This window comes from Pseudomonas sp. B3G-3 (assembly GCF_028640915.1).
In the GTDB taxonomy this organism is placed as follows: Bacteria; Pseudomonadota; Gammaproteobacteria; order Pseudomonadales; family Pseudomonadaceae; genus Aquipseudomonas; species Aquipseudomonas chlororaphis_I.
Genome location: NZ_JAQZAB010000124.1, coordinates 71,432 through 83,607, shown reverse-complemented (window position 1 = coordinate 83,607; position 12,176 = coordinate 71,432). Strand labels below are relative to the sequence as shown.

The window sequence follows — 12,176 nt, the reverse complement described above, 5'->3', positions numbered from 1 at the left end:
GGCAGCTCACTCACAACAGACGATTGCGCAAGGCGGCCACCACATTGAACGTCTGCGGCCGCACGCGTGCCTGGGGATCGCTCAGGGTCAGGCTCAAGCGCACGCTGCGGATCCGCGCCGGGTCGCCTGGATCGCGACTGTAGCGAGAGGCCGCGACATCCGTAGCGGTACTGGCGATGCCGAACGACACATCGAAAGCGCTGACATTGTTCACCAGCACCGCCTGACTGGAGCCAGTGCCGGTGCCCATCAGCAGTTGATCGTTCTTCAGGCTGTACACCAGACGCCGCACCGCAAACGCCTGCTGCCCCGTGGGGGCCTTGCGGGCGCCGGTGTAGGCGGTGGCGCTGTTGCGGCAATCGGTCAGCACGGTCCAGGTCGGGGCGCCACCGCTGTCGCCGATATCGGCCGTGACCAGCGTCAGCCGGTGGCTGGCGTTGTCCCAGCGGATGGGTGTCTGTGCATGGCCGGCGAAGTCCGAGGCGGTGCTGGAATCGGCGATGCTCTGCAGGCAGCCGAACATGCCGACCATGCGTATTTCCTGGATCATCTTGCTCAGCACGAAACGCGCGTCCTCTTGCAGGCCGGCCGAGGCGCTCTGGCTGAGGTAGGTGTTTTTGGCCGAGATGAAAATCTGCGTCACACCCAAGGCCACAATCAGGCTCAACGCCAGCGCCACCAACATTTCGATCAGGCCGAAACCGCTGTTCTCGCGTCTCATCGCTTATCCCCCGGATCCACCGCCACCCGGCTGCTCACGACAAAACTGCGGGAGCCTTCAGCAGGCGGGTCTGAGACATGGGCGGCGCGGGAGTCATCCCAGGTGATGCTGATGGTGAACACACCCTGCTTGAGGCTGATATGGCCCTCGGCGGTCGGCCCGCCAAAGCTCTCGACATTGCGCTTGAAGTCATACAGGTCCTGGTCCCGAACCACGCTGAAATTGCCGGTATCGGGCGCCGCCACGGTGTAGTCCGCGGCGCTGTTGGCGCGGATGCGATCGAGCATGTCATAGGCGATGAAGCTGGCCTGGCTGGCCATCAAGGCACTGTCGGTGTAGCGCAGGGCATTGAGCTGGACCGCCGCCGCACCAAGCAGGCCCACGCCGAGAATCAGCACCGCCACCAGCACCTCGATCAGCGTCATCCCGGCCTGCACGCTCCTGCCCGTCATTGGCACTCCCCGTTTACCGCTATCCGTCCGTTCAGGCACAGCGTGATCGTCCTGTGTTGTGCGCCCAGCACATAGGTCATGACCGGCGGAACCGCTGCCGATACGCCACCCAGCGCGTTGAATCCGATGCTGTCGAATTCAGAGGTTAGCGTCAGCCGGGCGCCGCGACTGACCGCGGGAACAACCCGCAATACATTCGTCGCCGGCCCGTCGCCTTGATAAATCGACAGCCCCCGGCTCCAGTCCGAATCCACGGCGGCCGGGCGCAGATGAATGGGCAAGCCACGGTCGATCGCCTCCAGACGCGCGTAATTCAAGCTGCGCAGCAGTTCGCTGATGTCGCTGTCGGCCTTGGATCGCTGCGCCATCTGACTGAATGCCGGAACCACCAGGGTCAACAAAATCGCCGAAACTGCCAGGGCGACCAGCAATTCGATCAGCGTGAACCCTTGTGTGCGGTAACGCATGCCATCCCCTTGAGCGGCCAGCGGCTATAACTGGCTCTAGCACTTCGAACCTTCATAGACCGAAGGTTCGCGGTTTTGCTCAATGGCCAGACAAGGATTGTCCGGGCCTGTCGCACTCCATGGAGGGAGAACCATGCCGCAGAAGGGTTTCGGCCTGATCGAAATAATCGTGGGGCTGGCACTTACCAGCCTGCTGATGCTGTTTGCCACCACCTCATTCGGGGAATTGTTCCAGTCGACTCGCCGGCTGGATGCCGCACAGATGCTTGCCAGCGGCATCCGCAATGCGCGCACCGAAGCCATCCTGCGCCAGCAGCGAATCGTCATTCACGGGTTGAACGACGACTGGAGCCAGGGTTGGCGGATCATTCTGGATATCAGTGGCGAGGGCTCGCAGGACGGCGATAACCCGGTGCTGCTCGAACGCCGGGGAGACGCCCGGGTGGCGATTGTCGGCAATCGCCCGGTGCAGCATTTCGTGCGTTTCAGTGGCCTGGGCGATCCGCTGCTGCCCAGCGGGGCCTTTCAGGCCGGGACGCTGCACATCTGCGGGGCCGATCCGGGAACGAGCCAGCATCAGGTGGTGCTTTCCCGCAGCGGGCGGGTCAGCCTGCGCAGCGACAAGGCCGCGCAGGCGTTATGCGACAGCCAGGGCTGATCAGAGCAGCGAACGAACGCGCAGCTCTTTGGGCATGGAGAAGGTGATGTTTTCTTCGCGGCCGGCCAGTTCGTCGGCGCCGGTGGCGCCCCAGGCGTGCAATTGCTCGATCACGCCCCGCACCAGCACCTCGGGAGCCGAAGCCCCGGCGGTGATGCCGATGCGCTCGACGCCGTCGAACCAACTGCGCTGCATATCCTCGGCACCGTCGATCAGGTATGCCGGGGTGGCCATGCGCTCGGCCAGTTCACGCAGGCGGTTGGAGTTGGAGCTGTTCGGGCTGCCCACCACCAGTACCACATCGCACTCGTCGGCCAGTTGCTTGACCGCGTCCTGACGGTTCTGCGTGGCGTAGCAGATATCGTCCTTGCGTGGCCCGCCAATGGCCGGGAAACGCTGGCGCAGGGCATCGATGACCCGGCTGGTGTCGTCCATCGACAAGGTGGTCTGGGTCACGAACGCCAGCTTTTCAGGATTGCGCACCTGCAGGTTGGCGACGTCGTTCTCATCTTCCACCAGGTAGATCGCGCCGCCATTGCTGGCATCGTACTGGCCCATGGTGCCTTCGACTTCCGGGTGGCCGGCATGGCCGATCAGGATGCATTCGCGACCGTCGCGGCTGTAGCGCGCCACTTCGATATGCACCTTGGTCACCAGCGGGCAGGTCGCATCGAAGACTTTCAGGCCACGGCCCGCCGCTTCGCTGCGCACGGCCTGGGAAACGCCGTGGGCGCTGAAGATCACGATGACGTCATCCGGCACCTGGTCCAGCTCCTCGACAAAGATCGCTCCGCGCGCGCGCAGGTCTTCGACGACAAATTTGTTGTGCACCACTTCATGACGCACGTAGATCGGCGGTCCGAAGACCTCCAGGGCGCGATTGACGATTTCGATCGCGCGGTCCACGCCAGCGCAGAAGCCACGGGGGTTGGCGAGTTTGATTTGCATGCTGTGCCTCGTGTCTTGCGCTGTAGGAGCGAGCTTGCTCGCGAAGAACTCAAAGACACCGCGGTCATTCAGAATGCCAGCGTTATCGTTGAAGAACTTCGCGAGCACGCTCGCTCCTACAGCAGGCCGGGTTCGTTAGTTACAGCGCTTTAACGTCGATGATTTCGACATCAAAGGTCAAGGTTTTACCGGCCAACGGATGGTTGAAGTCAACCGTCACCTGGGCATCGTCAAAGGCTTTGACCACACCTGGCAGCTCGGTATTGGCCGCATCGTTGAAGATCACCAGCAGGCCTTCGGACAGCTCCATATCCTGGAACTGCGAACGCGGGATGATCTGTACATTTTGCGGGTTCGGCTGGCCAAAGGCGTTTTCCGGTTCGATGGTCAGGTTACGCTTGTCGCCCGCCTTGAAACCGAACAGGGCCGCTTCAAAACCTGGCAACAGGTTGCCGTCACCGACCTTGAAGGTCGCCGGGGCCTTGTCGAAGGTGCTGTCCACCGTGTCGCCATTCTCCAGGCGCAATGCGAAATGCAAAGTGACTTCCGTGTTCTGGCCGATGCGTTGTTCAGCCAATACCTGTTCAGTCATGAACGGCTTCTCCGGTTTTCTTGCTTTTGAACATATCCAGCGCAAGCATCACCGCACCCACGCTGATGGCGCTGTCGGCGAAGTTGAACGCCGGGAAATACCAGCGGTTCTGCCAATGCACCAGGATGAAATCGATCACATGGCCCAGGGCGATGCGGTCGTACAGGTTGCCCAGCGCGCCACCCAGCACCAGGGCCAGGGCGACCGCCAGCCAGGTTTCGTTGCGCCCCAGGCGCTTGAGCCAGACCACCAGCACCGCGCTGACCACCACCGCAATCAGGGCGAACAACCAGCGCTGCCAGCCCGAGCTGTCCGCCAGGAAGCTGAACGCCGCGCCGGTGTTGTAGGCCAGGGTCCAGCTGAAGTAATCCGGGATCACCACGATCTGCTGGTACATCGACAGCGAGCTTTCGAAGTGCAGCTTGCTGGCCTGGTCGATGACCAGCACCAGCACGCTCAACCACAGCCAGCCCAGACGGCCGAAACGGCCCGCGGCATTAGGCATAGTGACGAACCTCGCCTTCGCCGCTGATGTTGTCGACGCAGCGACCGCAGATTTCCGGGTGCTCAGGGTGCACGCCGACATCTTCACGGCAGTGCCAGCAACGGGCGCACTTGGCGAAGCCCGACTTGACCACTTTCAGCTTGAGGCCGGCGACTTCGGTTTCCACCGCATCCGCCGGTGCCTGCGCGAAAGGCGCGACGCTGGCAGTGGAGGTGATCAGCACGAAACGCAGCTCGTTGCTCAGCTTGGCCAGGTCGGCGCTCAGCGCCTCTTCGGCATACAGGGTCACTTCGGCTTGCAGGTTGCCACCGACGGCCTTGGCCGCGCGCTGGATCTCCATTTCCTTGTTGACCGCGACCTTGACCGCCATGATCCGCTCCCAGTAGGCACGGTCCAGCTCGAAGCCTTCCGGCAGCTCGCTGAGGCCCTGGTACCAGGTGTTGAGCATCACCGATTCGTTGCGCTCGCCCGGCAGGTACTGCCACAGCTCGTCGGCGGTGAAGGCGAGGATCGGTGCGATCCAGCGCACCAGCGCTTCGGAGATGTGGAACAACGCGGTCTGGCACGAACCACGGGCCTTGCTGTTGGCGCCGGTGGTGTACTGGCGGTCCTTGATGATGTCCAGGTAGAAACCGCCCAGCTCCTGCACGCAGAAGTTGTGGACCTTGGAGTAGACGTTCCAGAAGCGGTATTCGCCGTAATGCAGTTCCAGCTCGCGCTGCAGCAGCAGGGTACGGTCCACGGCCCAACGGTCCAGGGCGAGCATTTCTTCGGCCGGCAGGATATCGGTGGCCGGGTTGAAGCCGCTCAGGTTGGAAAGCAGGAAGCGCGCGGTGTTGCGGATACGCCGGTAGGCGTCGGCGCTGCGCTGCAGGATCTGGTCGGAAACCGCCATTTCACCGGAGTAGTCGGTGGCCGAGACCCACAGGCGCATGATGTCGGCGCCCAGGGTGTCGTTGACCTTCTGCGGCGCGATGACGTTGCCCAGGGACTTGGACATCTTGCGACCGTTCTCGTCGACGGTGAAACCGTGGGTCAGCAGTTCGCGATACGGCGCATTGCCATCGATCGCGCAGCCGGTCAGCAGGGACGAGTGGAACCAGCCGCGGTGCTGGTCGGAACCTTCCAGGTACAGGTCGGCACGCGGGCCGCTGGCGTGGCCCATCGGGTGCGAGCCGCGCAGTACGTGCCAGTGCGTGGTACCGGAGTCGAACCAGACGTCCAGGGTGTCGCTGATCTTGTCGTATTGCGAGGCTTCATCGCCCAGCAACTCGGCCGCGTCCATCTTGAACCAGGCTTCGATGCCTTCGTGCTCGACACGTTTGGCCACTTCTTCCATCAGTTCGACAGTACGTGGGTGCAGCTCGCCGCTTTCCTTGTGCAGGAAGAACGGGATCGGCACGCCCCAGTTGCGCTGACGGGAGATGCACCAGTCCGGACGGTTGGCGATCATCGAATGCAGGCGCGCCTGGCCCCAGGCCGGAACGAACTGAGTCTCTTCGATGGCCTGCAACGCGCGCTGGCGCAGGGTGTTGCCGCTGGTTGGCTGCTTGTCCATGCCGACGAACCACTGCGCGGTGGCGCGGTAGATCAGCGGGGTCTTGTGGCGCCAGCAATGCATGTAGCTGTGGCTGATGGTTTCGGTGTGCAGCAGCGCACCGACTTCGGTCAGCTTGTCGACGATGGCCGGGTTGGCCTTCCAGATGAACTGGCCGCCGAAGAACTCCAGCGAGCTGGCGTACACGCCGTTGCTCTGCACGGGGTTGAGGATGTCGTCGTTGACCATGCCGTAACGCTTGCAGGTCACGAAGTCGTCTTCGCCGTAGGCTGGCGACGAGTGAACCACGCCGGTACCGGCGCCCAGCTCGACGTAGTCAGCCAGGTACACCGGCGACAGGCGATCGTAGAACGGGTGACGGAAGTTGATCAGCTCCAGCGCCGAACCCGGGGCGGTGGCGATCACCGAGCCCTCCAGGTTGTAGCGGGCCAGGCAGGACTCCACCAGCTCTTCGGCCAGGACCAGCAGCTTGTCGCCAGCATCGACCAGGGCGTAGTTGAACTCAGGGTGAACGTTCAGCGCCTGGTTGGCCGGGATGGTCCACGGAGTGGTGGTCCAGATCACGATCGAAGCCGGCTTGCTCAGCTTGGCCAGGCCGAAAGCGGCGGCCAGCTTGTCTGCATCGGCGATCGGGAAGGCCACGTCGATGGTCGAGGACTTCTTGTCCTGGTACTCGACTTCCGCTTCAGCCAGGGCCGAGCCGCAGTCGAAACACCAGTTCACCGGCTTGAGGCCCTTGAACACGAAACCGCCCTTGACCATTTCCGCCAGGGCACGGATTTCCCCGGCTTCGTTGGCAAAATCCATGGTCTTGTACGGGTTGGCCCAGTCGCCCAGCACACCCAGGCGGATGAACTCGGCCTTCTGGCCTTCGATCTGCTCGGTGGCGTAGGCGCGGCACAGCTCACGGGTCTTGTCCGAGGACAGGTTCTTGCCGTGGGTCACCTCGACCTTGTGCTCGATCGGCAGGCCATGGCAGTCCCAGCCCGGAACATAAGGCGCGTCGAAGCCCGCCAGGGTCTTCGAGCGGATGATCATGTCCTTGAGAATCTTGTTGACCGCATGACCGATGTGAATCGAGCCGTTGGCGTAGGGCGGACCGTCGTGAAGAACGAACTTCGGACGATCCTTGCCAATTTCGCGCAACTTACCGTACAGGCCAATGCTGTCCCAGCGCTGCAGAATCTGCGGTTCGCGCTGAGGCAGGCCGGCCTTCATTGGGAAGGCGGTGTCCGGAAGGTTTAGCGTGGCTTTATAGTCGGTCATTTAAGGCTCTTCATTAGCGATTGGCGCTATGGGTACGTGCAACTTCGGCACGGGCGGCGGCGACATCCGCGTTGATCGCCGTCTTCAGCGCCTCCAGAGAGGCGAAACGCTGCTCTTCACGCAGCTTGTGGTGGAAAACCACCGTCAAACGCCGGTCATACAGATCGCCGGCAAAATCTAAAAGATGGACTTCCAGGTGGGCCTTGCCATCACCTGCCACCGTCGGCCGCACGCCAATGTTGGCGACGCCCGGCCAGGTCTTGCCGTCGATGTCGACATTGACCAGGTACACCCCGGACAGCGGTACACGGCGGCGCTTGAGCTGCACATTGATGGTTGGCGTACCTAATTGGCGCGCCAGCTTCTGTCCGTGCAGGACCCGCCCGGCGATGCGGAACGGGCGACCGAGCAGACGCTCGGCCAATACGAAATCGGCAGCCGCCAGGGCATTGCGGACCTGGGTGCTGCTGACGCGCAGGCCATCCAGCTCGACAGTCTGCGCGGCCTCGACGGTAAAACCGTGGGTGATACCGGCCTTTTGCAGGAAGTCGAAGTCACCGACCCGGTCGCAACCAAAACGAAAATCGTCGCCGACTTCCAGATGCTGCACACCCAGGCCATCGACCAGGATGGTCTCGACGAACTCGCTGGCGCTGAGCTTGCTCAAGCGCTGGTTGAACGCCAGGCACAAGACCCGGTCGACGCCCTCCTCGGCCAGCAGCTGCAGCTTGTCGCGCAAGCGTGCCAGACGGGCAGGAGCGGTATCCGGAGCGAAGAATTCGCGCGGCTGCGGCTCGAATATCACCACGCAGCTGGGCACGCCCAACTCAAGCGCACGCTCACGCAGCCGGCCCAGGATAGCCTGGTGGCCACGGTGAACACCGTCGAAGTTGCCAATAGTGGCGACACAGCCCCGATGCTGGGGGCGCAGATTGTGGAGGCCTCGGACCAGCTGCATAACGCGCTTCTTGCTCATAAAGTGGTCGATTATAACCACACCCGACGGCCGGTGACAGGCAACAGCACGCGCCAAAGTGATCGAACCGACAAAACCACTGCCTCGCTGGCGTTCAAGCGCCCCCGGACCTCAGTGCAACGCCTTGCGATTGAAGTCGCGCAGGCGGAAACCGAACAAGGCCAGCATGCCGAAATAGGCCACTACGCCGGCCACCACCAGCACGCCCAGACGCAGGAAACGCGCAAGCATATGCCCCTGATCCCAGGCCGGCATGAACTGCATCAGCCCCAACAACACCGCCGACATCACGCTCACCGCAACGACCAGTTTGAGGGCAAACTTGCCCCACCCTGGCTGCGGCAGGAACATCTGCTGTTTGCGCAGTTGATAGAACAGCAGACCGGCGTTGATACAGGCCCCGGCGCTGATCGCCAGCGCCAGGCCCGCATGCTTCAGCGGACCGATGAACGCCAGGTTCAGCAGTTGCGTGACAATCAGCGTGAAAATCGCGATTTTTACCGGGGTACGAATGTTCTGCTGGGCGTAGAAGCCCGGTGCCAGCACCTTGATCACAATGATCGCGAGCAAGCCGACCGAATACGCGACCAACGCCCGCTGGGTCATCGACGCATCGAAGGCGCTGAACTGGCCGTACTGGAACAGCGATACCGTCAGTGGCTCGGCCAGAATCCCCAGCGCCAACGCGCAAGGCAGCACCAGCATGAAGCACAGGCGCAGGCCCCAATCGAGAATCCGCGAATATTCATGCCGGTCCTTGTTGGCGTAAGTCTTGGCCAGTGTCGGCAGCAGGATCGTGCCCAGCGCTACCCCCAGAACCCCCGAAGGCAGCTCCATCAGGCGATCGGCGTAATACATCCAGGACACCGAGCCGGCCACCAGGAACGAGGCGAAGATGGTGTTGATGATCAGCGAAATCTGGCTTACCGAGACCCCGAGAATGGCCGGCAGCATCTGCTTCAGCACCCGCCAGACCCCGGTGTCGCGCAGGTTCAGGCGCGGCAGCACGAGCATGCCGATCTTCTTAAGATGCGGCAGCTGATACAGCAACTGCGCCAGGCCACCCGCCAGCACCGCCCAGCCCAGTGCCATGACCGGCGGATCGAAATAAGGTGTCAGGAATACCGAGAACACGATCATGGCGACGTTCAGCAACGTCGGCACGAACGCCGGGACCGAAAAGCGGTTCCAGGTATTGAGGATCGCCCCCGCCAGGGAGGACAACGAGATCAGCAATATATAAGGAAAGGTCACGCGCAACAGATCGGTGGTCAGCGTGAATTTTTCCGGAGTGTCGACAAAACCTGGCGCCGTCGCCCAGATCACCCAGGGCGCGGCGATGATCCCCAGCGCCGTCACCAGCGCCAGCACCAGGGTCAGCAGGCCGGACACATAGGCAATAAAGGTACGGGTCGCTTCCTCTCCCTGCTGGCTTTTGTATTCCGCCAGGATCGGCACGAAGGCCTGTGAAAAGGCGCCCTCGGCGAAGATGCGGCGCAGCAGGTTGGGCAGCTTGAAGGCGATGAAGAAGGCGTCCGTCGCCATTCCGGCGCCGAACGTACGCGCAATGATGGTATCGCGCACGAACCCCAGAACCCGGGAAAGCATGGTGATAGAGCTGACAGCGGCCAACGACTTGAGCAGGTTCATGGAAAGGTTTTTTGCCTGTAGATAAACAGCAGGCGAACAATGCGCCCACTTGTGCGATACTCCGCGCCGCAACAGCACAGAGCCAAAGCTCGCGAGTTTACAGGTCAAGCGCCGGAAATAAATATCCCGCCTCTTCAGATCCAACCACTCAGCGGAACGCATCAGCTGCCCTTGACAAGCCTTCAACTCATCGGCATGATTCGCGGCCTATTTTGTTTGCTATTTCCCAAAAAGTCTTTCGAGGAGCTCGACGGTGGCCAACTCACCTTCCGCCAAAAAACGTGCAAAACAGGCTGAGAAGCGTCGCAGCCACAACGCCAGCCTGCGTTCCATGGTTCGTACCTACATCAAGAATGTAGTTAAAGCCATCGACGCAAAAGACGCTGAAAAAGCGCAAGCTGCTTATGTTCTGGCCGTGCCAGTTATCGACCGCATGGCCGATAAAGGCATCATCCACAAGAACAAAGCTGCTCGCCATAAAGGCCGCCTGAATGGCCACATCAAGGCTCTGAAGCTTGCTGCTGCAGCCTAAGCGACACGCTTGTTAAAAAACCGACCCCAGGGTCGGTTTTTTATTACCTGCGATTTGCTGCTTTGAGTACTGAACCGCTATCACCAGCAATCGAGCGCCGACCGGCCGCCCCTGCAGGAATGACACAACCTGCAGGAGCAAGCCCTGAAGGCCTTTACGGGTTCTGCGCCCAAGGCAGGATCGGAATCGCCGTCACCGCATTCTGCGGACTACCCTCGATCAACCGATCGCTATAGACCAGGTACACCAGGGTATTGCGCTTCTTGTCGAGGAAACGCACCACCTGCATGGTCTTGAACACCAGCGAAGTGCGCTCCTTGAACACCTCCTCGCCATCCTTGAGCTCACCCTTGAAGCTGATTGGGCCGACCTGCCGACAAGCGATGGAGGCCTCGGCACGATCCTCCGCCAACCCCAGCCCACCCTTCACGCCACCGGTCTTGGCGCGCGACAGGTAGCAGGTCACGCCCTCCACCTTCGGATCATCAAAGGCCTCGACCACAATGCGATCGTTGGGCCCGACAAACTTGAACACCGTCGACACCTGGCCGATCTCTTCAGCGGAGGCCAGCAGCGGCATCGCCAGCAGCAACCCCAACAATCCTCTTGCTACGCGCATTGGTTTTTCCTTAGACCAGAATCAGGTTGTCACGGTGAACCAACTCGGGCTCGGCCATGTACCCCAGCAAACCGACAATCGCATCAGAAGACTGACCGATGATTTTTTGCGCCTCCAGGGCGCTGTAGTTGGCCAGGCCACGGGCGATTTCACGCCCGTCCGGCGCCACGCACACCACCATCTCGCCACGGCGGAAGCTGCCCTGAACCAGCTTGACCCCCACCGGCAGCAAGCTCTTGTTGCCTTGGGACAGGGCCGACACCGCACCATCATCCAGCACCAGGGTGCCACGGGTTTGCAGGTGCCCAGCCAGCCATTGCTTGCGCGCCGCCAGCATGCCGCGCTCAGGCGACAGCAAGGTACCCAGGCGCTCGCCCGCCTTGAGGCGATCCAGCACCCGCTCCAGGCGCCCACCGACAATGATGGTGTGCGCCCCGGAACGGGCCGCCAGGCGCGCCGCGCGCAGCTTGGTCTGCATGCCACCACGCCCGAGCGCACCACCGGTACCGCCCGCCACCGTATCCAGCGCCGGGTCGTCGGCGCGCGCCTCGTAAATCAGTTGGGCATCGGGGTTGTTACGCGGGTCCGCATCGAACATGCCGTCGCGGTCAGTGAGGATCACCAGCAGATCGGCCTCGACCAGGTTGGCCACCAGGGCCGCCAGGGTGTCGTTGTCACCGAAGCGGATCTCATCGGTAACCACGGTGTCGTTTTCATTGATGACCGGAATCACCTTGAGTTCGACCAGCGCACGCAAGGTGCTGCGGGCGTTCAGGTAACGCTTGCGGTCGGACAGGTCGTCATGGGTCAGCAGGATCTGCGCAGTGTGCAGGCCGTGCTCGGCAAAGCTCGATTCCCAGGCCTGCACCAGCCCCATCTGGCCGATGGCCGCGGCCGCCTGCAGCTCATGCATCGCACTCGGTCGTGCGGTCCAGCCCAGGCGACTCATGCCGGCCGCGACCGCACCGGAGGAAACCAATACCAGCTCGACGCCAGCCTCATGCAAGGCCACCATCTGCTCGACCCAAACGCCCATTGCCGCGCGATCCAGCCCTTTGCCGTCCGCCGTCAGCAGTGCACTGCCGATCTTCACGACCCAGCGCTGCGCACCTGTCACCTTACTCCGCATCTTCTTCAACCTTAGCTTGAGAGCCACGCGACCGAGCGCGCCCATAAGTTATTCGTGGCTACGTTTCTTGATACTAAGCTTCTTGATACTACGTTTCCTGGAT

General features: G+C 62.0%; 13 protein-coding genes. 2 read left to right on the top strand and 11 right to left on the bottom strand.

Translation table 11 applies throughout. The annotated features are described in order from the left end of the window. Nucleotides 1–10: 10 nt before the first annotated feature. The 3 genes from PVZ80_RS26000 to PVZ80_RS25990 are packed head-to-tail and all read right to left on the bottom strand — an operon-like array spanning nt 11 to nt 1,640. Entirely contained in the window at nt 11–721 is a 711-nt protein-coding gene (locus PVZ80_RS26000; protein WP_273864756.1) for a PilW family protein, read from the bottom strand. Then, nucleotides 718–1,173 carry a type IV pilus modification protein PilV gene (pilV, locus tag PVZ80_RS25995; RefSeq protein ID WP_009050941.1) on the bottom strand — a complete coding sequence of 152 codons (456 nt, stop codon included), beginning with the start codon at nt 1,171–1,173 and terminating at the stop codon, nt 718–720. Before pilV ends, PVZ80_RS26000 begins: the two co-directional genes overlap by 4 nt. Continuing rightward, nucleotides 1,170–1,640, bottom strand: a complete 471-nt coding sequence (locus PVZ80_RS25990; RefSeq protein WP_096375498.1) for a GspH/FimT family pseudopilin — start codon at nt 1,638–1,640, stop codon at nt 1,170–1,172. The genes pilV and PVZ80_RS25990 overlap by 4 nt, the downstream gene beginning before the upstream one ends. Before the next feature lie 133 nt (nt 1,641–1,773). Here PVZ80_RS25990 and PVZ80_RS25985 point away from each other — a divergent pair, with 133 nt between their 5' ends. Then, nucleotides 1,774–2,298: a GspH/FimT family pseudopilin gene (locus PVZ80_RS25985; protein ID WP_038635228.1), complete on the top strand. Its 525-nt coding sequence runs from the start codon at nt 1,774–1,776 to the stop codon at nt 2,296–2,298. On the opposite strand, the gene ispH is transcribed toward PVZ80_RS25985, so the two are convergent. The 6 genes from ispH to murJ all read right to left on the bottom strand — a co-directional run bounded on the left by ispH (nt 2,299) and on the right by murJ (nt 9,793). Further along, complete coding sequence (gene ispH, locus PVZ80_RS25980; RefSeq protein ID WP_009050944.1) at nt 2,299–3,246, bottom strand: 4-hydroxy-3-methylbut-2-enyl diphosphate reductase; 948 nt, start codon at nt 3,244–3,246, stop codon at nt 2,299–2,301. A gap of 139 nt (nt 3,247–3,385) precedes the next feature. Next, on the bottom strand, nt 3,386–3,823 hold the full coding sequence (fkpB, locus tag PVZ80_RS25975; RefSeq protein WP_172833189.1) for an FKBP-type peptidyl-prolyl cis-trans isomerase: 438 nt from the start codon (nt 3,821–3,823) through the stop codon (nt 3,386–3,388). 7 nt (nt 3,824–3,830) lie between these two features. Continuing rightward, nucleotides 3,831–4,343 (bottom strand): signal peptidase II, encoded by a 513-nt coding sequence (gene lspA, locus PVZ80_RS25970; protein WP_025807545.1) that lies wholly within the window; start codon nt 4,341–4,343, stop codon nt 3,831–3,833. Next, complete coding sequence (gene ileS / locus PVZ80_RS25965) at nt 4,336–7,167, bottom strand: isoleucine--tRNA ligase (protein WP_273864755.1); 2,832 nt, start codon at nt 7,165–7,167, stop codon at nt 4,336–4,338. The genes lspA and ileS overlap by 8 nt, the downstream gene beginning before the upstream one ends. Nucleotides 7,168–7,180: 13 nt before the next feature. Further along, nucleotides 7,181–8,125 (bottom strand): bifunctional riboflavin kinase/FAD synthetase, encoded by a 945-nt coding sequence (gene ribF, locus PVZ80_RS25960; RefSeq protein ID WP_016703694.1) that lies wholly within the window; start codon nt 8,123–8,125, stop codon nt 7,181–7,183. A gap of 129 nt (nt 8,126–8,254) precedes the next feature. Beyond that, nucleotides 8,255–9,793, bottom strand: a complete 1,539-nt coding sequence (murJ, locus tag PVZ80_RS25955) for a murein biosynthesis integral membrane protein MurJ (RefSeq protein ID WP_009050948.1) — start codon at nt 9,791–9,793, stop codon at nt 8,255–8,257. A 253-nt stretch (nt 9,794–10,046) separates the two neighbouring features. Here murJ and rpsT point away from each other — a divergent pair, with 253 nt between their 5' ends. Then, nucleotides 10,047–10,325, top strand: a complete 279-nt coding sequence (gene rpsT / locus PVZ80_RS25950; RefSeq protein WP_009050949.1) for a 30S ribosomal protein S20 — start codon at nt 10,047–10,049, stop codon at nt 10,323–10,325. Between the two features lie 154 nt (nt 10,326–10,479). Here the strand turns inward: rpsT and PVZ80_RS25945 are convergent, their stop codons facing one another. Further along, on the bottom strand, nt 10,480–10,944 hold the full coding sequence (locus PVZ80_RS25945; protein WP_009050950.1) for a CreA family protein: 465 nt from the start codon (nt 10,942–10,944) through the stop codon (nt 10,480–10,482). A gap of 10 nt (nt 10,945–10,954) precedes the next feature. Further along, complete coding sequence (gene proB / locus PVZ80_RS25940; RefSeq protein WP_110177006.1) at nt 10,955–12,073, bottom strand: glutamate 5-kinase; 1,119 nt, start codon at nt 12,071–12,073, stop codon at nt 10,955–10,957. Between the last annotated feature and the right edge of the window lie 103 nt (nt 12,074–12,176).